Consider the following 24,959-nt stretch of genomic DNA (forward strand, 5'->3'; position numbering starts at 1 on the left):
GACCGCCACCGGCACTCAGCACGAAAGGATCACCATGACCACCGACACCACCACTGCCACCTCGGCGCCCGGCTCGTCACGCCCCACCGCCTCGGCGCTCTCCCCCGACCTCGAGAGGATCGTCGCCGCCGCGGCAGCCGCCGCTCCGGCCTTCGCCGCGACCGCACCGGCCGACCGGGCCGACGCCCTCACCGCCGTGGCCGACGCCCTCGAGGCCGCGCGGGACACGCTCGTGCCGATCGCGATGCGCGAGACCGGTCTGAGCGAAGCACGGCTGACCGGCGAACTCACCCGCACCGCCGTGCAACTGCGGATGTTCGCTGCGACCCTGCGCGAGGGCGCGTACGTCGACGCCCGGATCGACCCGGCCGATGATGCGTTCGCCCTCGGTGCGCGCCCTGATGTGCGCCGCGTCCACGTCCCCGTCGGGCCTGTCCTCAACTTCGCCGCCTCGAACTTCCCGTTCGCGTTCTCCGTCGCCGGGGGTGATTCGGCTGCGGCGCTGGCCGCCGGCTGCCCGCTCATCGTCAAGGCCCATTCCGGGCACCCGGAGCTCTCCGACGCCACCGCCGCAGTCGTCGACGGGGCCCTGACGGCCGCGGGCATGCCGCCGGGGTCTTCGCGCTCATCCACGGTCAGGAGGCCGGCACCGCCGTGCTCGAGGACGAGCGGATCAAGGCGGGATCGTTCACCGGGTCGATCCGCGCCGGGCGTCTCCTCGCCGACATCGCGGCGGCCCGGCCCACTCCGATTCCGTTCTTCGGTGAGCTCGGCAGCGTCAATCCCGTCTTCGTCACCGAGGCGGCCCTCACCGAAGCGGGACCCGACATCGCCGCCGGGTACGTCACGAGCGTGTCCGGTTCGGCCGGTCAGCTGTGCACGAAACCCGGCTTCCTCTTCGCCCCGCCCGACCACGGACTCGACGAGGACATCGCGACCGCTGCCGGCGCCGTCGAGGAGCACCGCCTGCTCAATCCGGGGATCGCCCGCGGCTTCGCAGAGCGGCGGGACGCCATCCTCGCTGTCCCGGGCGTCCGGGTCATCGCCGAGGGCGGACTGCGCATCGATGACGACGGTCAGGGCTGGGCGCGTCCGACGCTCGTCGCACTCTCCCTCGAGGACTTCCGCGCGCACCGTGAGGCGCTCCTCGATGAGGCGTTCGGGCCGCTGTCGATCATCGTCGAGGTGCCCGCCGGGACGTCCTACGCCGAACTCGTGCCCGAGTTCTTCGCCGGCAATCTCACCGCGACCCTCCACCTCAGCACCGCGGAGACGGCGGGTGAGACGGAGGATCAGGGCCGCCTCGGCGAGCTGGTCGATGCGGTCTCCCGGCAGGTGGGACGTGTCCTCTTCGGCGGCTGGCCGACGGGGGTGGCGGTGACACCGGCGATGCAGCACGGTGGGCCGTGGCCGGCGACGACGAACGATGCGTCGACCTCGGTCGGGTCGGCGGCGATCCAGCGGTTCCTCCGCCCGGTCGCGTTCCAGAACGCTCCGGCGGCGTTCCTGCCCGCCGCCCTCCAGGACGCGAACCCGCTCGGCCTCCCGCAGGCCGTGTCACCGGCGGGTGCGTCGACGACCTGGGGCTGAGCGGACAGACGCCACGGGCGCTTCCCGGTGTCGGACAGCGCCCGTGGCGGTCGGCAGGGTCACAGCCCAGCCGGGTCACAGCTCAGCCGGGTCACAGCTCGGTCGTCGAGCTGCCTCCCTCGGGCTGCTGGCGGGTGACCTTGGCCTTGATCATCTCGACGAGGGCAGAGACCTTCCCGCCGGTCGCACCCCAATGCTGCGCGGACTCGCCGTTGACGCGGATGAGCCCGAGGTTGGGGTCGTTGCGACCGCCTTCGAACCATGCCGCGGCATCGTCGTTCCACAGGTGGTCGATCTTCGCCTGACTGTCGACGAACTCGACGGTGCCGGCGACCGAAAGCCAATTCCCGGATTCGGCGACGGCGAGGTTGACGTGCGGATTGCCCTGCAGGGCGATCGCCTGGTCGCCATCGAGGCCGATGAAGAACCAGACGTCGGCATCATCGGTGACCTGCTGCGGGACCATCGGGTGGGAGAGCAGCGTGCCGTCGGCCAGAGCGGTCGTGAGCATCACCCATTTCGCGTCGGTGAGGATCTTCACGACGTCCTGCTGGTGGAGGTCGCCCTCCCGGTGCGTCTGGTGACGGCGGGGTGCATTCGCCGAGGCGGCCGCCGCGTCGGCGTCGACCTCGGCGAATTCGACGGTGGCGGACTCGTCGATCGCGGTGTGCGAGCCGTCGGGGTTGCGGTAGAGCGTGAAGCCCTCGGCGGTGGCGGTCTCCTGGGCGCGGGATTCGACGTCGACCTCGGTGTAGCCGGTCTTCGCGCCCTGTTCGATGTCGGCGGTGCCGGCGAACTTCTCCGTCGCCCGGTCGAGTCCGTCGGCGGCGTCGCGGGCCTTCTCCTCGCCGGCGCCCTCGTTGTTCGTGTTGCGACTCATCTTCGTGCCCCTTTTCGACTGACTGCTCTGAGGTGGTGCGGCCATTCTCACACGGACGCGCTTTGAAAACAGCCGCCTTGTTGCAATTGTGAGCGACTTCCAACGTGGGCACTCTGGTCGCGGACCCACGGGACGGTCGACCGCCTCGGTGCCGGTGGGGTCCCGGTGCGAGGCCACCGGCGCGGTCCTACACTGGGAGGCATGAGCGAACCATCTGTCACCGTCACCGAGATTCCCGAAGGCGCCGCGATCATCGACGTGCGCGAGGACGACGAATGGGATGCCGGGCACATCGACGGCGCGATCCACGTTCCCCTCGGGGAGCTGCCCGAACGGCTCGACGATCTGCCGCTCGATGACGACATGTACATCATCTGCCGCACCGGCGGACGGTCGCTGCGGGCCACGGCCTGGCTCAATCTCAACGGCTTCGACGCGTTCAACGTCGAAGGCGGAATGGGCTCGTGGAGCCTCGACCACGGCAAGCCGATCGTCTCGGAGACCGGGCAGGACCCCTGGGTGAAATGACCTCCCTGTGACCGCCGCCGGTCACAAGGTTCCTGATCATCACCTGTGGGCTCCCGTCGAACATGGCCCGGCAACGTCCACGATGCAAGAACTCGGGTGTCCTGACTGTGACCGATCAGCGGTGTTTGGCAAGGTAGGGGTATGACTACTCGCGCCGGCCAGCTGGCCCAGGACAGGGACCTCATCGATGTCCCTGCACTGCTCGACTCGTACTACGACCTTGTCCCGGATCCCTCGGTGCCCGCCCAGGCCGTGAGCTTCGGAACCTCGGGACACCGGGGTTCGAGCTTCAACCGCGCGTTCAACGAAGCCCACATTGCCGCGATCACCGCGGCGATCGTCGACTACCGCAAGGACCACGGCGTGCGCGGGCCGATCTTCCTCGGCCGCGACACCCATGCGCTCAGCGAACCTGCGTTCCTCACCGTGCTCGAGGTCCTCGCCGCCGCCGGGGTCACCGCGCTCATCGACGAACGCGACGGCTACACGCCCACACCCGCGGTCTCCCACGCGATCCTCGGCTACAACGCCGGGAAGTCGCGCACCGACGCGCAGGCCGACGGCATCATCATCACCCCCAGCCACAACCCCCCGGCCGACGGCGGCATCAAGTACAACCCGCCCCACGGCGGACCGGCCGGTACCGAGGCGACGAAGTGGATCGCCGACCGCGCCAACGCCTACCTCGAGGCCGGGTGGGAGAAGATCCCGCGCACGAGCTTCCAGCGGGCCTTCCACCTGGAGAACACGGAGAACTTCGACTTCATCTCCAACTACGTCGGCGACCTCGAATCGGTCATCGACATGAACGCGATCCGCGACTCCGGGCTGCGGATCGGGGCCGACCCGCTCGGCGGGGCGAGCGTCGACTACTGGGCGGCGATCGCCGAGGACTTCGACCTCAACCTCACCGTCGTCCACCCCGAGCTCGACCCCACGTGGTCGTTCATGACGCTCGACTGGGACGAGAACATCCGCATGGACTGCTCCTCGCCGTATGCGATGGCCGGGCTCATCGCCTCCCGCAGCGACTACGACATCGCCACCGGCAACGATGCCGATGCCGACCGCCACGGCATCGTCACCCCCGACGCCGGTCTGATGAACCCCAACCACTACCTCGCCGCAGCCATCGACTACCTCATCGAGAACCGTCCCGACTGGCCGGCGACCGCCGCGATCGGCAAGACGCTCGTCACCTCGTCGATCGTCGACCGCGTCGTCGCCGCCCACGGACGTCGCCTCTTCGAGGTGCCCGTCGGCTTCAAATGGTTCGTCCCCGGCCTCCTTGACTCGAGCCTCGCCTTCGGTGGGGAGGAGTCCGCGGGAGCATCGTTCCTCCGCCGAGGCGGCAAGGTGTGGTCGACGGACAAGGACGGCATCATCCTCGCCCTCCTCGCCTCGGAGATGACGGCGAAGACCGGGCAGACGCCCTCGCAGCGCTACGCGGGCCTGGCCGAGAAGTTCGGCACGAGCGCCTACGCCCGGCAGGACGCCCCGGCCACCCGGGAGCAGAAGGCGAAGCTCGGTTCGCTCGACGCCTCCCAGGTCACCGCCGCCTCGATCGCCGGGGAACCGGTCACCTCGGTGCTCACTGCGGCGCCGGGCAACGACGCACCGATCGGCGGACTCAAGGTGACGACGGACAACGCGTGGTTCGCCGTGCGGCCGTCGGGCACCGAGGACGTCTACAAGATCTACGCCGAATCGCTCCAGGGCGAAGACCACCTGCGCACCGTCCAGAACGAGGCGCGGACCCTCGTCGACGGCGTGCTCGAGTAGGACCGGTCCGATCGTTCGGCCGTCTCGCCTCGCCGAGGTGGGGCGGCTGTTTTCGTGGGGCGCTGGGTTGCGAGGGGTCTCGGAATACAATCGACGCCGTCTCTGTTGACGGAACAAGTCACACAGAGGAGGACACGATGCAGGCCAGGAATTCCCTTCGCTCGATCAAGAAGCAGCCGGGTTCGCAGGTCGTGCGGCGTCGCGGACGCACGTACGTCATCAACAAGCAGAACCCGCGGTTCAAGTCACGTCAGGGCTGAGAGCCCGGCGACCGACGACTCGGTGCCGACCCCCACACATGGGGGTCGGCACCTTTTTCGTGCGCGACTTTCGCGACTGCCCGCGACCGTCCGCTCAGTCCGCGTTCGCGTCGTAGTGCTCGCGGTTCGCAGCGATCTCCTCGGTGTGGGTCGAGGCCCACTCGGCGATCGCGAGGACAGCCGGCACGAGCGAGCGCCCGAGCGGCGTCGCCCGATACTCGACGCGCGGCGGGATCTCTGCGAACACCTCACGTTCGACGAGACCGTCGCGCTCGAGCTGCCGCAGCGTCTGGGTGAGCATCCGCGCCGAGATCCCGTTCGTCATCGACTTGAGCTCGGTGAACCGCCGGGGCCCGTCCTGCAGCATGCCGATGAGCATCATCGACCACTTGTCGCCCACGCGCGCGAGGATCGACCGGAAGATCTCCGGATCCGCCGCCGGCCCCGAACACATCGCCTGCATCCGCGGTGCCGCTGATCCGCTGCGCGATTCCATGTCCTTCTCCTCTCCTCGACCGGTCCCAGCCGGCCGACCGCCGGACCGACATCACCTGCGCATCACCTCTGATCAGGGCCAATGGTTACATCCATGTGCCTCGGTGACGTTGCTGTGCGTGCCGCTCCGTCGGGAATAATTACCGTTGGTATCTAGGTTATCACCAGTAACTAAAGACAGAACGAAAGGGGCATCAATGCTCGCTCTCTCCATCATCACGTGGGTCCTCTCCGGACTCGTCGCCGTGCTCTTCCTCATGGCCGGCACGATGAAGGTCCTCAAACCGCACAACGCCGACAAGCCGATGCCCACCCTCTCCGACTACAGCGAGGGACAGGTCCGCCTCCTCGGCGTCGCTGAGATCGTCGGCGCCATCGGCCTCATCCTCCCGGCGCTGACCGGGATCCTCCCGTGGGTCACCGTGGTCGCCGGCCTCGGTCTCGCCGCGATCCAATTCCTCGCGATCTTCGCGCACCGCCGCCACAACGAGAACTTCACCATGAACATCATCGTCATGGTCATGGCCCTCGTGGTCGTCGTGCTGCGCCTGGCTGGAGTCTGATGCGCATGACCAAGACCACCGACACCGCCGAGGCGGTCGCGCCGACAGCGGCACCGCCGACCTCGGCGAACACCGGGGTGATCTGGCTGCTCCTCGGCGCCGCCTTCGTCACCCTCCTCAACGAGACGGTCATGGGCGTGGCGATCCCGCACCTCGTCACCGACCTCGGGGTCACGCTCAACGTCGCCCAGTGGACGACGACGGCGTTCATGCTCACGATGGCCGTCGTCATCCCGACGACCGGCTACCTGCTCAAGCGCCTGACCACACGGCAGGTGTTCCTCCTGGCGATGAGCCTCTTCACCGCCGGTACCCTGCTCGGTGCACTCGCACCCGAATTCTCCGTGCTCATCGTCGCCCGCGTCATTCAGGCCTCGGGCACGGCGATGATGATGCCGCTGCTCATGACGACGATCATGACGGTCGTGCCCGAACACGCCCGCGGTCGCTTCATGGGCCGGATCACCATCGTCATGGCCGTCGCCCCGGCACTCGGCCCGACCTTGTCCGGGTTCATCCTCAACACGCTGACCTGGCACTTCCTCTTCTGGATCATCCTGCCGGTGGCGATCGCGATGATGATCGTCGGCGCCCTGCGCCTGCGCAACATCGGCGAGCAGAGCCATTCGCCGCTCGACTGGGTGTCCCTGCCGCTGTCGGCCCTCGGCTTCGGCGGACTCGTCTACGGCTTCAGCACGCTCGGCAGCGGTTCGCCCGAGACGATCCCGCAGGCGCTCACCGCACTGGCCGTCGGCGTCCTCGGCCTCGGCCTCTTCATCTGGCGCCAGCTCGTCCTCCAGCGCGGCGACCGCGCCCTGCTCGACCTCCGGGTGTTCCGGTCCCGGTCGTTCTCGCTCGCCGTGGGGCTCGTCGTCGTCATGATGGCGGCGATGTTCGGCTCGATCATCCTCCTGCCGATCTACCTGCAGAACGTCCTCCAGCTCGACTCGGTGACGACGGGCATGATGCTCCTGCCCGGCGGTCTGGCGATGGGTCTGGCCGCCCCGTTCGTCGGTCGGCTCTTCGACCGCTTCGGACCGCGGCCGCTCGTCATCCCGGGTGCCCTTATCGCCAGCGCGGTGCTGTGGTCGCTCACCCAGCTCGACGAGACGAGTCCGGCCTGGTTCGTCCTCCTCGGACACATGGGCCTCTCGCTCGGCGTCGCGATATGATGACCCCGCTGCTCACCTCGGCGCTGGGGTCGCTGAGCCCGCAGCTCTACTCGCACGGTTCCGCGACCGTCGGCGCGATCCAGCAGGTCGCCGGCGCGATCGGCACGGCACTGTTCATCACAGTGCTCAGCCTCGGCACGGTCGCCGCCGCGGGCGGCGGCGCCACCCCGGTGGTCGCCCAGGCTGACGGCGTCTCGATGGCGTTCTTCGCCGGCGCGGTGCTCTCGCTCGTCGCCGTCGTCGGCAGCTGGTTCGTCAAGAACCCGGCGCCGCGGCCGGCGCCGGCGTCGACGGAAGCTCCGGAAGCTCCGGCAACGACGGACGCCTGACCGAGGCCCCGCCTCGGCGAGGCTGAGCGCACACCCGCGGCACACAGCAGAACCCCGCCCCAGGATCACCTGGGACGGGGTTCTGCTGTCACTGCGCGTCGACGGCCCGGATTGGACCGCCTCGGCGAGGGATCAGAGGTGCGCTTCGGGAGCGTTCTTCACATAGTCGGCCAGGGTGTCGTTCTTGAACGCGTCCTGGACCTTCTTCAGCTCGTCCTGGTCGACGTTGATGATCGACTGTCCGTCCGACGACCGGCCGACACCGGCGGTCGGGGCGGTGAAGAACTCGATGTCGCTGGGGCGGACGTCGCGCATCGCGAACGCCGTCGAGGAGATGTACTGGGCGTTGAGACCCGAATCGACGTACATGTACGGCGCGAACTCGGTGATCATGTTCTGGATCTTCTGCGGATTCGACAGGGTGTCGGCGGAGATGAGCTCGCTGATGAGGCCCTTGATGAACGCCTGCTGATTGCGCGCGCGCTGGAAGTCGCCGTCCTTGAACGACTTGCGCTCCCGGACGAAGGTGAGCGCCTCATCGCCGTTGAGCGTGTTCTCGCCCTTTGTAAACGTGTAGCCGTTCTGCGTGAACGCCTGCTCGGAGTTCACCGTCACCCCACCGAGGCTGTCGGTGAGCCCCTTGAAGCCCTCGAAGTCGATGATCGCGACGTGGTCGATCGGGGTGCCGATGAAATCGGAGACCGTCGAGACCGCGAGCGGCAGTCCGCCGTAGGAGAGCGCGGCGTTGATCTTCGCCTTGCCGTGGCCCTCGATGTCGACCCAGCTGTCACGCGGGATCGACATGATCTGGACGTTCGCACCGTCCGCCGGCAGGTGCATGACCATGATCGAGTCCGACCGCAGGCCCTGCGAGGAGTTGACGTCGACGTTCTTCATCGGCTCGTCGGAGCCGAGCAGCAGGATGTTCGTCCCGCCGTCCTCCTTGTCCCCGTCGGGCCGCTGCGTGCCGAAGACCTGCTCGTCGGTGAGCTGGTTGGCGTTGTCGTTGAACGACCGTCCGACGTTCCACAGGTAGACGCCGACGCCGAGGACGCCGAGGACGACGACGACGAGCACGCCGACGAGCACCTTGCGCCAGACGCGCTTCTTCTTGCGGCGGGGACGTTGGGGTTCGTCGTTCTGCTGGTCGAAGATGTCGTCGAACGAGCTGTTGGTCATCTGCACTCCGGGTGGGGTCGGGGCGGCGCTAGCCGGCAGGAGAGGTGGGCAATCCCGCCTATTGTATAGGCCTGTAGTGACCCGTCGATGACCTCGCCGGCCCCTCCCACCCCTGGTGAGACAGGGCACCCTGCCGACCCGAGCACACCGGCGAATGCCCGGACGAGCACTGTGACAAGCGCCGGGAGGGGCATCGCGCCGGGGATCGCGAGGTCACTGAGGCGATCGTCGTGACTTCGCGCTCATTCGACGGATTCCGCAGTTGCAACGGCTGAGACCGCAGATAGACTTCTCTGATGTTCAAAAACTATCGGGAAATCCTCGCGCTTCCCGGTGCCCTCAGATTCTCGATGGCAGGTCTGGTTGCGCGAATGCCGATCGCCGTGCTCGGCCTCGGAATCGTCCTCTTCATCCAGGGTGTGACGGGATCGTACGGACTGGCCGGCATCGTCGCCGCCGTCTACATGATCGTCCAAGCCCTGACCGGCCCCGTGATCGCGCGCCTCGTCGACCGTCGCGGGCAGGCGACGGTCATGGTGCCCATCGTCGTCACCCACCTCATCGCCCTGAGCCTCCTCATCGTCTCCGTCTACCTCGACTGGTGGGTCGGACTGACGTTCGTCTTCGCGGGCATCGGCGGCGCCACCGTCGGCTCGGTCGGCTCCCTCGTCCGCTCGCGCTGGTCCCATCTCGTCACTTCGCCCCGGCAGCTGCAGACCGCGTTCTCGTGGGAATCCGTCGCCGACGAACTCCTCTTCGTCTCCGGCCCCGTCATCGCCACGATCCTCGCCACCGCCGTGTGGCCGCCGGCCGGCATCATCCTCTCGATGATCACCGCCGGCATCGGCTCGGTCCTCCTCTACATCCAGAAGTCGACCGAACCCCCGCCCATCGAACGCTCCACCGAGGCCAAGGGCCACGTGTTCTCCAACCCGGGGATCTTCACGATCATCATCGTCAACGTCTTCCTCGGCGTGAACTTCGGCGCGATCGACGTCATCGCCGTCGCATTCTCCGACGAACAGGGCGTCAAGGAGCTCGCCGGCTTCCTCCTCAGCGCCTTCGCCCTCGGCTCGCTCATCTCCGGCGCCGTCTACGGGGCGATGAGCTGGAAGTCCCAGACCCACCACCGCTTCGGCGTCACCGTGTCCCTGCTGGCGATCGGCACGTGCACGATGCTCCTGGCCCGGGACATGTTCACCTTCGGGCTCATCCTCTTCATCGTCGGGTTCACGATCGCCCCGAGCCTCGTCGGCGCGAACTCCGTCATCCAGCAGCTCGCCCCGCCGCGACGGCTCACCGAGGCGTTCGCCTGGTTGGGCACCTCGCTCGGCTTCGGCGTCGCGTTCGGTTCGGCGATCGCCGGCAACCTCGTCGACCACTACGGTGCGCATGTCGCGATGCTCCTCCCTGCCGGCTGTGCGGTGCTCGGGGCGATCCTCGCGCTCACGCTCCTCAAACTCCTCAACCCCTCACGGTCGAGCCACGAGGTGCGCATCGAGAAGGACCGCCGCCGCGCCCGCATCGCGGAGTAGGCCCTGCCCTACCCGACGAGGGTGCGGGTGATGCCGATCGCCACGGTCCGCACCGCGGCGTTGAGCTGGGCGACGTTGGCCCGCGAACTCGGCAGCGTCACGGCCACAGCGGCCACGGGCTGGCGGCTGCGGTCGAGGACGGGAGCGGCGAGCGAGAACGTCCCCGTCTCGTGCTCGCCCTGGGAGAGCGCGAATCCCGACTCGCGGATGCGCGCGAACTCGAGGCGCATCTGCTCGGGATCGACGATCGTCGTCGGGCTCAGACGCGGCAGCGGCACCGAGAGCATCTCCTCCTGGACCTCCTCATCGGAGAACGCGACGATCGCTTTGCCGACACCCGTCGTGTGCCAGTGGAGCCTCCTGCCCACGCGCGTCGTCAGGGAGATGCTCGTCGGGCCGCTGAGCTTGACGACGTAGATCGTCTCGTGGCCGTCGCGGATCGCGAAGTGGACGTTCTCCCGCGTCGCCTCGTAGAGGTCCTGGAGGTAGGGCATCGCTCCCTCCTGCAGGCGCGTGATGTCCGGAGCGGCGCAGCCGAGCTCCCACATCTTCATCCCCATCGAATACGCCCCGCCCTGCCCGCGGCGCAGCAGCCCCGCCTCGGCGAGCTCCTTGACGAGGCGGTGCGCCGTCGGCATCGTCAGCCCCGACCTCTCGGCGATCTGCGTGAGCGTCGCCGTGCGATGGAAGCCGTCGAAGCACTCGAGGATGCGGATGATCCGGGACGCCACTGTCTCGCCGGGGCCGGCGGAGTTTCTCATCCCCACAGTGTTTCACTGAATGGAAAAATCGGCCACAGTTCGTCACGAAGGAATCACCGATCTCTGCCGCGACCCGAGCCGTCGCGCATCGCTCGCCTCCCCGGCTTGAGCAGAATCATCGCAGGTCACAGCGCCGATCGATCGATCAGACAGCACAAAGTCTTGTGAAAAGCTTCACTATCTCGGCGATTTCGACTTCCATTCACCGGAACATTACTCTTCCGTCGGGCTGTGACGCAGACCATGCTGGTGTGGTCGCCCGGACGGGCCACTGCACGGAGTCGCCCCCTCAGCGCGGCCCGACTCACTCCGCACCACAGCACGAGGAGCACGCTCATGACGAACCGCCCGAACATCATCCTCATCACCGCAGACAACCAGCCGGCGACGCTGCTCGGCTGCTACGGCAACGAGGACGTCTACACCCCGCACACCGACAAGCTCGCCGCAGGCGGCGTGCGGTATGCGAACGCGTTCTCGACGAACGGGATGTGCTCGCCCGGGCGGGCCTCGATCTTCACCGGCCTCATGCCCTCGGCCCACGGCATCCACAACTGGCTCGACGACCGCTACCTCAAGGTCTGGCCGGAGGACTGGTGCGCGGTCCGCGAGTTCCGCACGCTCGCCTCGGCGCTGTCGGCCAACGACTACCAGACCGCACTGGTGGGCAAGTACCACCTCGGCAACCCGCGCACCCCGATGCCCGGCTTCGACCGCTGGCTCGCCTTCGGCGTCGGCCACACGACGAGCTTCTACGAGAACATGGTCGTCGACGACGGGGTCGAGAAGGAGGTCAACGACCGCCACATCGTCGACTTCTTCACGGAGAAGGCCGTCGACTACCTCGCCGAGGTCGACGCCTCCACCCCGTTCTTCCTCAACGTCAACTACGACGCCCCCTACCTGCTGCCGCCGGCCAACTACGGTCCGGACCCGCGCAACCCCTATTACGCGCGCTTCGAGGGCAAGGACTTCCCGAGCTTCCCCCGCACCGCGATCAGCGATGAGCTCCTCGCCCGCGTCGACGGCCCCGACGATCCGGACAACTTCTACCTCCACCACCTCTACGGCTACCTGCGGATGCACAACGACCCGGCGACGATGGCGAACATCTGCGCCCAGATCTCACTCGTCGACGAGGGCATCGGCCGTCTCATGGAGGCCCTCGAGGCCCGCGGACTCACCGAGGACACCCTCGTCATCGTCACCGCCGACCAGTCGAACCTCTACGGCCAGCACGGCCTGTGGGGTCACACGATGGACACGAATCCCTCGCACCTCTACGACGCCGGACTCCACATCCCGCTCATCTTCTCCCAGCCGGGCTCGCTCAAGGCCGGCACCGTCCACGAGGAGCTGACGAGCCAGTACGACTTCGCGCAGACGATCCTCGACTACGTCGGCCTCGGCGACCTCGAATTCGCCAACAGCCCCGGCCACAGCTTCGCCGAGGCGCTGCGCACCGGAGTCTCCGACCCCGGGCGGGGCGCGGTGTTCTTCGAGCAGGAGGAGTCCCGCGGCATCCGCACGCCCGAGTACTCCTACTGGAAGCGCCTGCCCGGCACCGGCGACGCCGAGCTCTTCGATCTCACCCGCGATCCGGAGCAGAACACCGACGTCTCTAAGGATCCCGCCTATGCCGAGGTCATCGCCTCACTCGATGAGCAGCTCGACACCTTCTTCGCCGAGTACTCCGATCCGCGCTACGACCTGTGGACCGGGGGACGCCCGAAGGGATCGGTGCGCCGCACCGACCTCTACCAGGAGCTCTACGGACCCGACTGGGCTCCTGTCACCGATGAAACGGAGACCTTCGAGGAACTCTCGCCCACCCACTGACACCCCGCCCACCGGCGGGGCGCCGCTCCATCGACCATCCGGCCCCCACCTGGGGCGGGGAGAGACCTTACCGCCCCAGGGCCTGACGATAGGATGCCACCGTGCAACGTCGCACCGCACCACCTCTTGACTTCTCACCGCAGCGAACCGACCGTGCCTTCCGGCTCGGGATCAACGGCTGGTTCGCTCTCACGGCCATCTTCATCTTCATGGTCATCAACTTCGCCGACAAGGCGCTGCTCGGCATCGCCGCGGAGCCGATGAGCCAGGAGCTCGGCCTCAGCCCCACCCAGTACGGCATCATCTCGAGCAGCTTCTTCATCCTCTACAGCATCTCCTCCTTCGTCGTCGGATTCCTCACCATCCGCTTCCCCGCGAAGAGAATCCTCGCAGTGCTCGCGATCATCTGGTCCATCGCCCAGGCGATCATCGTCTCCCCTCTCGCCGGCTATTCGGCGCTCATCCTCACGCGAGTGCTCCTCGGCGCCGGCGAAGGCCCCGCGTACGGCACCGCGAACCATGCCGCGATGCAGTGGTTCCCCAAGCATCGTCGCGGCATGGCCGCCGCGATCGTCGGCGTCGGAGTCCCCGCCGGCACGATGGTCGCAGCCCCCGTCGTCGGGGCCCTCGTCGCCGGCATCGGCTGGCGCGAGACCTTCGGCATCCTCGGTGCCGCCAGCCTCGTCTGGGGCGTCCTGTGGATGCTGTTCGGACGCGAAGGACCGTACCGGTTCGACAAGGCCCAGGCGAGCACCACCGCCGAGGCGACCGATCCCGGCACCGAGGCGATTCGTCCCGATGTCACCGCTGGTCCCGCCCCTGTGCGCTCGGAGGCTGACCCCGACTCCGAGATGACGACGGTCGAGAGGGAATCGGCCGTCGCGGCCGAGTCGGCGGCCGCGGATGCCGATGAGGCTCCCCGGAAGATCGGGTCGACCCTGCTCACCCGGACGTTCATCGGCAGCATCCTCGGCGGTGTCGCCGCGTACTGGCTCACCGTGCTCCTCATCGCGTGGGTGCCCGTGTACCTGACGACGACGAAGGGGTATGGTCCGGCCGAGGTCGGCTGGGCGATCTCCGCCCCATGGGCCGTTCAGATCGTCGTCAACCTCTTCGTCGTCGGCTGGCTGTCCACGTTCCTCATGAAGCGGGGCGTGAGCGCCCGCGTCGCCAGCGGAATCGTCGGCTCCGCGGCGATCACGCTCGCCGGGATCTTCCTCCTGCTGTTTATGCTCTTCGGCTCCGGCTCCTTCGGCATGGTGCTGCTCGCCCTCGCCTTCGGTGTCGGCATGTGCGTCATCCCCGTCGCCCAGGTCCTCATCGGCGAGATCAGCACGCTGCGCCAGCGCGGTGCGATCCTCGGCATCTACACCGGCATCTACTCGCTCACCGGTGTCATCGCCCCGGCGCTCACCGGTGCCGTCGTCGAAGCCTCAGCGGATCCGCTGCAGGGCTATGCGATCATCTTCGGGATCTCCTCGGCGCTGTGCATCGTCGCAGGGATCATCGGGATGCTCATCATCAATCCCGAACGCGACTGGAAGCGCATTCCGCTCAAGTCCGGACAGCGACCGCGGACGGACTTCCACGGTCAGTGAGCGTACGGCCCTCCCCTGATCCCCGGAGAGGGGCGGATGGCCGCCGAGGTGGGGGTGCGGGTGACCACGCCCCCACCTCGGCGCGTTGTCGCTCTTATCGGTGAGAGTGAGACTAATCACCCCTCCGTAGTGTCCCAACAGCAGTTGCGCGCAACCGCCGGCAATCCCATCTGAGCAAGTCGCAGCACGACCTCAAGCTACTTGATCGTGTCCGTGAGCAGCGCGAGCAAAAGGATCCGGTCTCCTCAGCTCAAGGCGACACCGGATTGCTCCGCCCGCGTATGGCAGTTCGCGAGTAAACGCTGAGCAAAATACAAGAAGATCCCGCCGAATCAGCGCTCACAGGCCGATCACGGAGACACACAGTAGTATTGCAAGACTCACCAGACATCACCAAGTAGGATCACACCATGACCACTGCTGACCGAAGCTTCGACAATCCTCCAGTGCGCGCCGTGGAACTTTCAATCTATTTCGATCAGATTCCATTAAGGCTAATTTCTATGGCACCGCTGGTTTCAAAGCTACAGGAAGCTTACCCCGACGCCGCTGAAGAGTTCGCGCGAGTACCTTGGAAAGTGGAGGCGGATGACACTTCCTTCGCAGGGTACATACCTGAAAGCTCGGAGCATTTTCCTTTTCCCTGGCTAACTCTGTCAAATCCGAGCGGTCATTCAGTATCTTTTCAAGACGACAGGATTATACTCCGATGGGAGTTCAATAAGACCGCTCAGTACCCCGGCTATGAGATCTTACGAAACAACCTTCAGTCATTCTTTAATGATTTCAGCGATCACGCTTCAAACGTACTGAACGAGACTATAGTGGTGCGCAAGGTGCGAGGAGAGTACACAAATAGCACCGGGCCTGAGGTTCCCTGGACCGTATCCCAGAAACTCTATTCTCGACACTCCGAAGACGATAATGCCGACTTACTGCCAGGACTACAGGGCGCTAACTCGGGAGGTCTGTTTCATTTTGACGACGACGACCTCGCAACCCACGTTGAGTTCGTCGCAATTTCAGATCGTAGCGAAAGTTCTCTCTCGCTGAGATCTTCGACCTTCTCGACCGAGGAAGCAGAAGACGAAGCAAAGTACGAGGAACTGACGAACTGGGCCATTGCGTTGGACGTCGCACACAAGCGTTTAATAGAATGCTTTGACCAACTCACGACATCGAAACAAAAGTTGAATTGGGGGCAGCGGTGAAAACGCTTAACAAGAAACCAGTGTACTCCCAACCCTTTCGCGAAGTTTTTCCCAGGGGAACTAAGGTCAGAATGGAGGGGGGGAAACAGCTACGCTACCGGAAACCAATAGCCCATGGAGCTTTCAATCGTGCGTTCAGTTTCGCGAAATCTCAATGGTGGAAACTCGAACGAACTGAGAATGAATTCCGAAACGATTTAGAGATGATTCTGAAGGAAACCCTGAACGATCACTCAGCCTACCCGACTATTTTTGCAGACACCGATGGGGGCGCGAGCGCACAGTGGCGCGCCGGGCGCAGTTATCTGGTGATTGAGGTCTCGCCAGAAGGGTTCTCGTTCGTGTACGCAGACCTAAACGGAGCGTTAGTTTTTAATCACGCAACAGCCAACCGCTTGGATACGGAAATTATCAAAACAGCGCTAGAACGGTTTACCGCCGACCTCGAATCCGTAAACCCCAATTGGCGAGATAATTTTGCTAATCTATAATGAACGCCGAATGGATTATAGATGACCCCTCGATACCTGATGATGCTTTTGCCTATCGACGGATCAAGATCGACTCTGACATTCTTCTCGATTCAGCAACCGGAGAACCCACATTAAATATCACCGCATACCGATACAGGGACGACGGCATGAGCGTGTATGTCTCGTCCGCGATGTCGGAATTTGGGGTAACCGATACAGACCTGATCGACTGGAATATCGGACTCGGCCTTGCTCGCTTCAGCGCTTGGACGGTTCGAAAACAGGAGCGAGGCGAACAATTCACTTCAACTCAGGTAACGACCGGCACGGTTCCGCCAGGCGAGGATGTAGAAATTAGAGGGGGAATCATCCTCAGTGAAGCAACGGACTCGATCACGTCAGAGGAAGTGAGGAAGTCTCACGGGCTGATTCGAGTTTCTGAGACACCTCCTGCACGTGCCGTCTGGAACGTTTTTTAGAAACAAGCTGATCCAAGGCTCCGCTGCTAAAGTCGCCTTCTTTGGACCGTGGCGCGACGCCAGTGGCGTAAATTCCGACAGTGAGTGAGTTTACAGAACTGTCGACAGCTCCTAAAGCTGAACGATTCACGGGGTGAAGCGGTAGCCGATGCCCATCTGCGTGTGGAGGTACTGGGGCCTGGCGGGGTCGGCTTCGAGTTTGGCCCGCAGCTGGGACATGTAGACGCGCAGGTAACCGCGCTCGGTGCCGAACTCCGGGCCCCACACCTCGGTGAGCAGGGTCTGCGCCTCGACGAGCGCACCCTTGTTTTTGACGAAGACCTCGAGCATCTTCCACTCGATCGGGGTGAGGTGCCTGCCCTCCCCCTCGACCTCGAGGACGTGGGCGGCGAGATCGATGACGACCCGCCCGTCGGCGGTGCGCACCACCCCGGACTCCCCTGTGCGGCCGGTGCGGCGTTCGATCGCGCGCAGGCGGGCGAGCACCTCGCCGAGGGAGAACGGCTTCGTCACGTAGTCGTCGGCACCGGCGTCGAGGGCCGCGATCTTCCCGTGCGAATCGTGGCGGGCGGAGACGACGACGATCGGGACCGTGCTCCAGCGCCGCACCTGCCCGATGAGTTCGATCCCGTCGACGTCGGGCAGCCCGAGGTCGAGGAGGATGACGTCGATCTCCGATTCGCTGAGCACCTCGTTCATCCGGCGGCCGCTGCCGGCGACGGTGACCTCGTGGCCCTTCGCCTGGAGGCCGATGCCCACGGCGGTGGCGATGTCCGCGTCGTCTTCGACGATGAGCACGCGCTTCATCGGGCCTCCTCGGACACACCAGCGGACATGTCGGACTCCGGTGCCTCGGACTCCGGCGCCTCGGGCTCAGATTCTTCAGCCTCCAGTGCCCCGGATTCCGGAGTCTCGGACTCCTGCACGGTCGCCCCGGTGCACGTCGGGAAGGTGAGGACGGCGGTGAAGCCGCCGCCGGGGGTGTGTTCGGCGCTGAGCTCGATGCCCATCGCCCGGCAGAGGCCGAGCGCGACGGCCATGCCGAGCCCCAGTCCCTTCGCATTCGACTCATCGAGCCTGGTGAACGGCGTGAAGATCGTCTCGAGCGCCTCGTCGCTCACCCCCGGTCCGGAGTCGGCGATGCGGAGGTGGACCGCCTCGGCGCCGGTCGAGGCATCGATCGTCAGCGGCGAGCCCTCCCCGTACTTGAGCGAGTTCTCGATGATGTTGACGAGCACGCGCTCGAGGAGCCCGAAGTCGACGTCGACCCACGCCTGCGGATCGATGTCGACGGTGACCTCGGGGCCGGGGTCGCCCTCGGTGCCGACCCCCACCTCGGCGAGGGCGGCGGTGACGAGATCGGACACGGGCACCGGGGACGTCGAGATCCTCACGGCCCCGGACTGGATGCGGCTCATGTCGAGGAGATTGTCGATGAGCTTCTCGAGCCGCAGGGTGCCGTTCTCGATGGTCGCGAGCATGAGCTTCTCGTCGGCGTCGGAGAGGTCGATCTCGTCGAGGAGCAGCGTCGACGTCGCCGCCTTGATCGCCCCGAGCGGGGTGCGCAGGTCGTGGGAGACCGCGGTGAGCAGGGCCGTGCGCACGGCGTTGCCGGCGCTGAGCTCGCGCGCCTCGGACCGGGTCGCGGCGAGCTCGGACTCCGTGAGCACGCGCAGGATCCGGCCCGCATACGCGTCGAGGATCCGCTGTTCGCCGGCGCTGAGCGGCTGGCCGCGGAGGACGAGCGCGGTGTCGTCGTCGAGGTCGACGGTCTCGGTCGCCTCGGCGCGGGTCGTCACCGGGTCCCCCGCCGAGGCGATCGGGGTCCACTCCCCCGCCTCGGTGCGTTCGAGGAGCGCCACCCCGTCGAGGACGAACGTCGCGCGGATGTTCTCGACGATGCCCGCGGGACTGTCGCCCTCGGCGATCATCGACCGGGCGAGTTCGCTGAGCACGGCTCCTTCGTGTTCGGCGGCCTGGGCCTGCCGGGACCGGCGGGCGGCGAGGTCGACGACGGTGGCCACGGCCACGGCGACGGCGACGAAGATGATGAGCGCGATGATGTTCTCGAGCTGCGCGATCGTGAACGACCCGTAGGGCAGGGTGAAGAACCAGTTGATGAGCGCGGTGCCGAGGAGGGCGGTCATGATGGCCGGCCACAGTCCGCCGATGAGGGCGACGATGACGACGACGGTGATGAAGCTGAGGAAGTTCATGCTCAGCGAGGCGGCCCCGGGTCCGAGCGAGATGAACAGGGCGGTGAGTGCGAGCGGGGCGAGCGCCCCGATGACCCAGCCGAGGATCCGGCGGACCTTCGAGAGCGGATTCTCACGGCGGACGTCCCGGCCCGGCCGCCACGTCCGGGCTGCCTGGGCGTGGGTGACCATGTGGACGTCGATGTCCGCGGCAGCACTGATGACCCGGTTGGCAACCCCGGGCCCCGCGATCCGGCCGTACCACGGGGTGCGGGAGACACCGAGGACGATCTGCGAGGCGTTGACGGTGCGGGCGAATTCGATGAGGGCCTTCGCGACGTCGTCGCCGACGACGGTGTGCCACGTCGCGCCGTTCTCCTCAGCGAGTTCGCGGGCGCGCAGCAGATCGGGGGCCGCCCCAGACCGGGTGCCGTCGGGTTCGATGACGTGGACGACGAGGAGTTCGCGGCCGGCCACCCGCCCGGCGATGCGCAGCCCCCGGCGGATGAGCGTGATCGATTCGGGCCCGCCGGTGACGGCGACGATGATCCGGTCGCGGGCCGCCCACGTCTCCCGGATGCCCTTGGCGTCGCGGTACTCCTCGAGGCCCTCGTCGACGCGGTCGGCGAGCCAGAGGAGGGCGAGTTCGCGCAGCGCAGTGAGGTTGCCGAGCCGGAAGTAGTTCGACATCGCCGCATCGACCTTCGCCGCGGCGTAGATGTTGCCGTCGACGAGGCGGGCCCGCAGGGCGACCGGGGAGATGTCGACGAGTTCGATCTCATCGGCCGTGCGGAGGAACGGGTCGGGGACGCGTTCGTGCTGGACGCGGCCGATGATCGACCCGACGACGTCGCCGAGGGATTCGAGGTGCTGGATGTTGATCGTCGTGAACACGTCGATGCCGGCGTCGAGGATCGCCGCGACGTCCTCCCACCGCTTGGCCCGCGGCCCGGAGCCGGGGACGTTCGTGTGGGCGAGTTCGTCGACGACGACGATCTCGGGGGCCCTGTCCAGCACCGCCTCGGTGTCGAGCTCGTCGAAGGTCCGCCCCTGGTAGGGCACCGACGCCCGGTCGAGGGTCTCGAAGCCGGCGGCGAGGCTCGCGGTGAACGCGCGCCCGTGGTCCTCGACGATGCCGACGACGACGTCGCGGCCGGCCTTGCGGGCCAGTGCCGCGGCCTCGAGCATCGCGACGGTTTTGCCGACTCCGGGTGCGTACCCGAGGAAGACCGTGAGCTTCCCTCGCCGCGGTGCTGCCATCAGTTGACGTCGACCCGGGCGTCGGCGTTGTTCGCCAGCTCGTTGTTGAGGGTGACGACGTTGACGCGGGGTTCGCCGATGAAGCCCAGCAGGGGCTGCTGCGTGTTGTCCTCGACCATCGTCGTCACGTCCTCCTCGCTCAGTCCGGTCTCCCTCGCCACCCGGGCCACCTGCAGTCGAGCATACTCAGGACTGATTTCCGGATCGAGTCCCGACGCCGAGGCGGTCACCGCGTCCGCGGGAATGTCCTCGGGGTCGACGTCCTCCCGGACGGCGATGTCGGCGCGGCGGGCGGCGATCGCGTCGACGAGATCGGGGTTCGTCACCGCGAGGTTCGACGCCCCCGAGGCCAGCCCGTCGTAGTCTCCGGCCGAGGGCCGGGGGTAGAACCATTCGTCGCCGGTGACCGGCTGGGCCATGAGGGCGGAGCCGACGACCTCGCCCTCGGCGTTGCGCAGCGCCGAGTCCTGGCTCGGCACGACCGTGGCGATGAGGACCATGGTCAGCGGGTACGCGAGACCGAGGACGAGGGTGAAGACGAGGAGGGCGCGCAGACCGGTGAACGTCTGGCGGCTGAGTTGGGCGAGCATGACAGTTCCTAACTGGGATCGGTGGGGGTGAGTTGGGTGGGGGCGCGGTGTCCGCGGCCTGGAGACCTGGCCGGCGGGTGCCCGCGGCGGCGTGAGACCCGGCCGCCGCGGACGCGTGGGGCGCTGTGTCACGGACGAGTCGCAGCGCCGGCCCGTCCCTCACATCAGCGGGCTGATGATGAGGTCGATGAGCTTGATCCCGAGGAACGGGAGGATGAGCCCGCCGAGTCCGAAGACGAGGAGGTTTGTCCGCAGCAGCGCCGAGGCGGTCGTCGCCTGGAACCGCACCCCGCGCAGAGCCACGGGGATGAGGGCGACGATGATGAGCGCGTTGAAGATCACCGCGGACAGGATCGCCGATTCCGGACTGTGCAGGCCCATGATGTTGAGCGCGCCGAGTCCGGGGAACGCGAGGAGGAACATCGCGGGCACGATCGCGAAGTACTTCGCGATGTCGTTGGCGATCGAGAACGTCGTCAGCGCCCCGCGCGTGATGAGCAGCTGCTTGCCGATCGCGACGATGTCGATGAGCTTCGTCGGATCCGAATCGAGGTCGACGAGGTTGCCGGCCTCCTTCGCCGCCGAGGTGCCCGTGTTCATCGCGACCCCGACATCGGCCTGGGCGAGTGCGGGAGCGTCGTTCGTCCCGTCGCCGGTCATCGCGACCATCCGTCCCCCGGCCTGCTCGGACTTGATGAGGGCGAGCTTGTCCTCGGGGGTCGCCTCGGCGAGGTAGTCGTCGACCCCGGCCTCCTTCGCGATCGAGCGGGCGGTGAGTTCGTTGTCACCGGTGATCATCACCGTGCGGATGCCCATCTCCCGCAGCTGGGCGAAGCGCTCGGCCATGCCCGGTTTGACGATGTCGCGCAGGTCGATGACGCCGAGCACGCGGGCACCGTGACCGTCGACCGCCTCGGCGACGACGAGCGCGGTGCCGCCGCCGACGTTGATCCGCTCGACCTCGGCGCTCGCCTCGGTGGGAACCCGGGCCCCGCGATCATCGGCCCAGGTGAGCACCTCCTTCGCCGCACCCTTGACGATCGTGCGGGCCGGGGTGGCCGTGCCGGTCGCGGGATCCGCCGAGGCGGGCAGGACGATCCCGGAGAGACGGGTCGTCGCGGAGAACGGGATGAACTCGGCGTCGGGGAAGGCCTCGAGGCCGGCGGCGTCGATGCGGAACTCCCCTTCGGCCAGGGCCACGACGGACCGGCCCTCCGGGGTCTCGTCGGCGAGCGAGGACAGACGGGCCGCCTCGGCGATCTCGATGTCCGTCGTCTCCCCCAGCGGCACGAAGTCGGTGGCCTGCCGGTCGCCCATCGTGATCGTGCCGGTCTTGTCGAGCAGCAGCGTCGAGACGTCGCCGGCGGCCTCGACGGCGCGCCCGGACTTCGCGAGGACGTTCGCGGCGACGAGCCGGTCCATGCCGGCGATGCCGATCGCCGAGAGCAGCGCGCCGATCGTCGTCGGGATGAGGCAGACGAGGAGGGCGATGAGCACGGTCAGGGACTGCGGGGCGCCGGAGAACGCCGCGATCGGGGCGAGCGTGATGACGACGAGGAGGAAGATGAGCGTGAGCACGGAGAGGAAGACGCCGAGGGCGACCTCGTTGGGGGTCTTCTGGCGGCTCGCGCCCTCGACCATCGCGATCATCTTGTCGAGGAAGGACTCGCCGGGGCTCGCGGTGATCGAGACCGTGATCGAATCGGAGAGGACTTTCGTGCCCCCGGTGACCGCACAGCGGTCGCCGCCGGCCTCCCGGATGACCGGCGCGGATTCGCCGGTGATCGCGGATTCGTCGACGGTCGCAGCGCCGGCGATGACATCGCCGTCGCCGGGGATGACCTCACCGGCGGTGACGAGCACGCGGTCACCGGCGGTGAGCTGGGAGGCGGGCACCGTCTCGGTGGCACCGGAGTCGAGCACGCGGGTGGCGTTCGCCGTCACCCGGGTCGCCCGCAGGGAGTCGGCCTGCGCTTTGCCGCGGCCCTCGGCGAGCGCCTCGGCGGTGTTGGCGAAGATGCACGTGAGGAACAGCCACACGCTGATCGCCCACGTGAACGGCGTGGGGTCGAGGACGGCGAGGACGAGGGTGACGACCGCGCCGATCTCGACGAGGAACATCACAGGATTGCGCCACGCGATGCGCGGATCGAACTTCCGCAGCCCGAGCACGACGGCCTGGGTGAGCGCCGGCAGCGTGATCGACCGGGCCCGGCGCGGCGCTCGGGTCTCGAGCGGAGTGCCGGTCGCCTCGGTGCCGGGGTGCCGGCCACCGGACGGGGTGGGCGTGTCCTCGACGAGGTGGGGCGTGGAGGTGGTGGACAGGTCGGTCTTCATATCAGAGGAGTCCTTCGTTGATGGGGCCGAGCGCGAGGACAGGCAGGAACGTCAGGGCGCTGATGACGAGTCCGACGCCGGCGGTGACGCCGACGAACAGGGGTCGGTGGGTCGGCAGGGTGCCCGGGGTCGCCTCGGTGGTGGGTTGGGCCGCGAACGCACCGGCGAGCGCGAGGACCGCGCAGATCGGGGCGAGGCGGCCGATGAGCATCGCCAGGCCGAGGGCCGTGTTGTAGAACGGCGTGTTCGCGTCGAGCCCGGCGAAGGCGGACCCGTTGTTGTTCGCCGCCGACGTGAACGCGTAGAGGATCTCGGACAGGCCGTGGGGATTGTCGGTGTTGAGGATCGAGTCGGAGGCGCCCGGCCACATCGTCGCGACCGCGGTGCCGGCGAGCACGAGGGTCGGGGTGATGAGGATGACGGCGCTGGCGAGCGTGATCTCCTTCTTCCGGATCTTCTTGCCGAGGAACTCCGGGGTCCGGCCGACCATGAGGCCGCAGACGAAGACCGCGACGATCGCGACGATGAGCATGCCGTAGAGGCCGGAGCCGACACCGCCGGGGGCGATCTCGCCGAGCATCATGTTGAGCATGAGGACGCCGCCGCCGAGTCCCGAGTAGTTCGAGTGGAACGAGTCGACCGCGCCGGTCGAGGTCAGGGTCGTCGAGACCGCGAAGAACGCCGAGGTGATGACCCCGAAGCGGGTCTCCCTGCCCTCCATGGCCGCCCCGGCCGCGTCGGTGGCCGGTGTCGGCAGCGTCGTCTCGGTGAGGATGACGGCGACGAGGGAGACGACGAAGAACGTCGCCATGACCCCGAGGATCGCCCAGCCGTGCTTGCGGCTGCCGACCATGATCCCGAAGGTGCGCGGCAGGGCCGAGGGGATGAGGAGGATGAGGAAGATGTTGAAGAGGTTGACCACGGCGTTCGGCGAGGACAGAGGGTGGGCGGAGTTCGCGTTGAAGAAGCCGCCGCCGTTCGTGCCGAGGTGCTTGATGACCTCCTGGCTGGCGTTCGGGCCGCCCGGGATCGTCTGCGTCGCCTGAGCGCCGCCGGCCACCGTCTGGACGACCTGGTCGGGGGTGAGGTTCTCGATGACGCCGAGGCCGATGTAGAGGAGGGCGAAGATCACGGAGATCGGCAGGAGGATGCGGAAGGTCGTGCGGGTGAGGTCGACCCAGAAGTTGCCGATGAACAGCGAGCGCTGCCGCATGAGGCCGCGGATGAGGGCGATGGCCACGGAGATGCCGACGGCGGCGGAGACGAAGTTCTGCACCGCGAGGCCGGCCATCTGCGACAGGTAGCCCATCGTCGCCTCACCGGAGTACGACTGCCAGTTCGTATTCGTGACGAAGGAGATCGCGGTGTTGAAGGCCTGATCGGCGAGCACCGCGGTCTTGCCGTTGGAAAGCGGCAGGAACTCCTGGAGGCGCAGCAGCGCGTAGAGGACGAGGATCGAGACGAGCGAGAAGCCGAGGACGGAGAGGAAGTAGGTCCGCCACCGCTGCTCGGAATGCGGGTCGACGCCGGTGAGGCGGTAGAAGAGAGACTCGGCCTTCGTGTCCTTCGGGCTGAGGTACACCTGCGCCATGTACGCGCCGAGCGGCTTGTGCGCAGCGGCGAGCAGCGCGAGGACGAGGAGAATCTGCGTGATGCCGGTGAACCATGTCATGCGCGCGGCTCCTCTGCGGTGCGGGGCGCATCATTCACCGAGGCGGGGCGGGGCGCATCGTTCGCCGCGGTGGTGCGGGGGATTGCGTGGGGAGTCGGCGCGGCGGTCGTCGCCGTGTCGGTGGAGCGGGGGTTTTCCGTGAGGCGGGGGGTTGCGGTGGTGGTCGCCGAGGTGCCGGTGCGGCTTCCGCGGTCGGTGCCGGTCGCCTCGGCGGGACGGGCCGCGCGGTCG

At 67.1% G+C, this 24,959-nt stretch carries 22 protein-coding genes and 1 pseudogene; 13 read left to right on the top strand and 10 right to left on the bottom strand.

Features of this window, described 5'->3' with window-relative positions; genetic code table 11:
* The first annotated feature begins 34 nt into the window (after positions 1–34).
* Positions 35–1,590 (top strand): annotated as a pseudogene (locus AC2W7K_RS05865) (aldehyde dehydrogenase (NADP(+))).
* 91 nt (positions 1,591–1,681) lie between these two features.
* On the opposite strand, the gene AC2W7K_RS05870 reads toward AC2W7K_RS05865, so the two are convergent.
* Positions 1,682–2,470 (bottom strand): pyridoxamine 5'-phosphate oxidase family protein, encoded by a 789-nt coding sequence (locus tag AC2W7K_RS05870; RefSeq protein WP_376911655.1) that lies wholly within the window; start codon positions 2,468–2,470, stop codon positions 1,682–1,684.
* Positions 2,471–2,671: 201 nt separating this feature from the next.
* On the opposite strand from AC2W7K_RS05870, the gene AC2W7K_RS05875 reads away from it, so the two are divergent.
* The 3 genes from AC2W7K_RS05875 to ykgO all read left to right on the top strand — a co-directional run bounded on the left by AC2W7K_RS05875 (position 2,672) and on the right by ykgO (position 5,040).
* Positions 2,672–2,998, top strand: coding sequence for a rhodanese-like domain-containing protein (locus AC2W7K_RS05875; protein WP_344259283.1), 327 nt, complete (start codon positions 2,672–2,674; stop codon positions 2,996–2,998).
* A gap of 141 nt (positions 2,999–3,139) precedes the next feature.
* Positions 3,140–4,780: a phosphoglucomutase (alpha-D-glucose-1,6-bisphosphate-dependent) gene (pgm, locus tag AC2W7K_RS05880; protein ID WP_486005863.1), complete on the top strand. Its 1,641-nt coding sequence runs from the start codon at positions 3,140–3,142 to the stop codon at positions 4,778–4,780.
* A 137-nt stretch (positions 4,781–4,917) separates the two neighbouring features.
* A complete protein-coding gene (gene ykgO, locus AC2W7K_RS05885; RefSeq protein ID WP_131248590.1) occupies positions 4,918–5,040 on the top strand; it encodes a type B 50S ribosomal protein L36 in 123 nt (40 codons plus the stop codon).
* Between the two features lie 94 nt (positions 5,041–5,134).
* On the opposite strand, the gene AC2W7K_RS05890 is transcribed toward ykgO, so the two are convergent.
* Positions 5,135–5,536, bottom strand: a complete 402-nt coding sequence (locus tag AC2W7K_RS05890; RefSeq protein WP_486005864.1) for a winged helix-turn-helix transcriptional regulator — start codon at positions 5,534–5,536, stop codon at positions 5,135–5,137.
* A gap of 196 nt (positions 5,537–5,732) precedes the next feature.
* On the opposite strand from AC2W7K_RS05890, the gene AC2W7K_RS05895 reads away from it, so the two are divergent.
* From AC2W7K_RS05895 to AC2W7K_RS05905, 3 genes are read left to right on the top strand one after another with little or no spacing between them, the layout of a single operon-like run.
* Positions 5,733–6,098: a DoxX family protein gene (locus AC2W7K_RS05895; RefSeq protein ID WP_486005865.1), complete on the top strand. Its 366-nt coding sequence runs from the start codon at positions 5,733–5,735 to the stop codon at positions 6,096–6,098.
* A gap of 5 nt (positions 6,099–6,103) precedes the next feature.
* Positions 6,104–7,270, top strand: a complete 1,167-nt coding sequence (locus tag AC2W7K_RS05900) for a DHA2 family efflux MFS transporter permease subunit (RefSeq protein WP_486005866.1) — start codon at positions 6,104–6,106, stop codon at positions 7,268–7,270.
* Positions 7,267–7,599: a hypothetical protein gene (locus AC2W7K_RS05905; protein WP_486005867.1), complete on the top strand. Its 333-nt coding sequence runs from the start codon at positions 7,267–7,269 to the stop codon at positions 7,597–7,599. Before AC2W7K_RS05900 ends, AC2W7K_RS05905 begins: the two co-directional genes overlap by 4 nt.
* A 132-nt stretch (positions 7,600–7,731) precedes the next feature.
* Here the strand turns inward: AC2W7K_RS05905 and AC2W7K_RS05910 are convergent, their stop codons facing one another.
* A complete protein-coding gene (locus AC2W7K_RS05910) occupies positions 7,732–8,778 on the bottom strand; it encodes an LCP family protein (protein ID WP_137826693.1) in 1,047 nt (348 codons plus the stop codon).
* 350 nt (positions 8,779–9,128) lie between these two features.
* Here AC2W7K_RS05910 and AC2W7K_RS05915 point away from each other — a divergent pair, with 350 nt between their 5' ends.
* Entirely contained in the window at positions 9,129–10,313 is a 1,185-nt protein-coding gene (locus AC2W7K_RS05915; protein WP_137826703.1) for an MFS transporter, read from the top strand.
* 8 nt (positions 10,314–10,321) lie between these two features.
* Here the strand turns inward: AC2W7K_RS05915 and AC2W7K_RS05920 are convergent, their stop codons facing one another.
* Positions 10,322–11,074 (bottom strand): IclR family transcriptional regulator, encoded by a 753-nt coding sequence (locus AC2W7K_RS05920; RefSeq protein WP_137826694.1) that lies wholly within the window; start codon positions 11,072–11,074, stop codon positions 10,322–10,324.
* 336 nt (positions 11,075–11,410) lie between these two features.
* Here AC2W7K_RS05920 and AC2W7K_RS05925 point away from each other — a divergent pair, with 336 nt between their 5' ends.
* From AC2W7K_RS05925 to AC2W7K_RS05945, 5 genes are all read left to right on the top strand, one after another.
* Complete coding sequence (locus AC2W7K_RS05925) at positions 11,411–12,913, top strand: sulfatase-like hydrolase/transferase (RefSeq protein ID WP_171007110.1); 1,503 nt, start codon at positions 11,411–11,413, stop codon at positions 12,911–12,913.
* Between the two features lie 101 nt (positions 12,914–13,014).
* Positions 13,015–14,511, top strand: a complete 1,497-nt coding sequence (locus AC2W7K_RS05930; RefSeq protein WP_137826696.1) for an MFS transporter — start codon at positions 13,015–13,017, stop codon at positions 14,509–14,511.
* Positions 14,512–14,921: 410 nt separating this feature from the next.
* Positions 14,922–15,722, top strand: coding sequence for a hypothetical protein (locus AC2W7K_RS05935; RefSeq protein ID WP_137826697.1), 801 nt, complete (start codon positions 14,922–14,924; stop codon positions 15,720–15,722).
* Positions 15,723–15,925: 203 nt separating this feature from the next.
* A complete protein-coding gene (locus AC2W7K_RS05940; RefSeq protein ID WP_137826698.1) occupies positions 15,926–16,213 on the top strand; it encodes a hypothetical protein in 288 nt (95 codons plus the stop codon).
* A complete protein-coding gene (locus AC2W7K_RS05945; RefSeq protein WP_486005868.1) occupies positions 16,213–16,674 on the top strand; it encodes a hypothetical protein in 462 nt (153 codons plus the stop codon). Before AC2W7K_RS05940 ends, AC2W7K_RS05945 begins: the two co-directional genes overlap by 1 nt.
* 126 nt (positions 16,675–16,800) lie before the next feature.
* On the opposite strand, the gene AC2W7K_RS05950 is transcribed toward AC2W7K_RS05945, so the two are convergent.
* The 6 genes from AC2W7K_RS05950 to AC2W7K_RS05975 all read right to left on the bottom strand — a co-directional run.
* Positions 16,801–17,481, bottom strand: a complete 681-nt coding sequence (locus tag AC2W7K_RS05950; protein ID WP_137826700.1) for a response regulator — start codon at positions 17,479–17,481, stop codon at positions 16,801–16,803.
* Positions 17,478–20,129 (bottom strand): DUF4118 domain-containing protein, encoded by a 2,652-nt coding sequence (locus AC2W7K_RS05955; RefSeq protein ID WP_198500408.1) that lies wholly within the window; start codon positions 20,127–20,129, stop codon positions 17,478–17,480. Before AC2W7K_RS05955 ends, AC2W7K_RS05950 begins: the two co-directional genes overlap by 4 nt.
* Entirely contained in the window at positions 20,129–20,719 is a 591-nt protein-coding gene (kdpC, locus tag AC2W7K_RS05960) for a potassium-transporting ATPase subunit KdpC (RefSeq protein ID WP_137826820.1), read from the bottom strand. The genes AC2W7K_RS05955 and kdpC overlap by 1 nt, the downstream gene beginning before the upstream one ends.
* Before the next feature lie 159 nt (positions 20,720–20,878).
* Entirely contained in the window at positions 20,879–23,056 is a 2,178-nt protein-coding gene (kdpB, locus tag AC2W7K_RS05965) for a potassium-transporting ATPase subunit KdpB (protein WP_137826819.1), read from the bottom strand.
* Between the two features lies 1 nt (position 23,057).
* On the bottom strand, positions 23,058–24,728 hold the full coding sequence (kdpA, locus tag AC2W7K_RS05970) for a potassium-transporting ATPase subunit KdpA (protein ID WP_137826818.1): 1,671 nt from the start codon (positions 24,726–24,728) through the stop codon (positions 23,058–23,060).
* A partial coding sequence (locus AC2W7K_RS05975; protein ID WP_486005869.1) for a hypothetical protein occupies positions 24,725–24,959 on the bottom strand: 235 nt, incomplete at its 5' end. The genes AC2W7K_RS05975 and kdpA, both read right to left, overlap by 4 nt.

This window comes from Brevibacterium sp. LAARM2_SD2 (genome assembly GCF_057364785.1).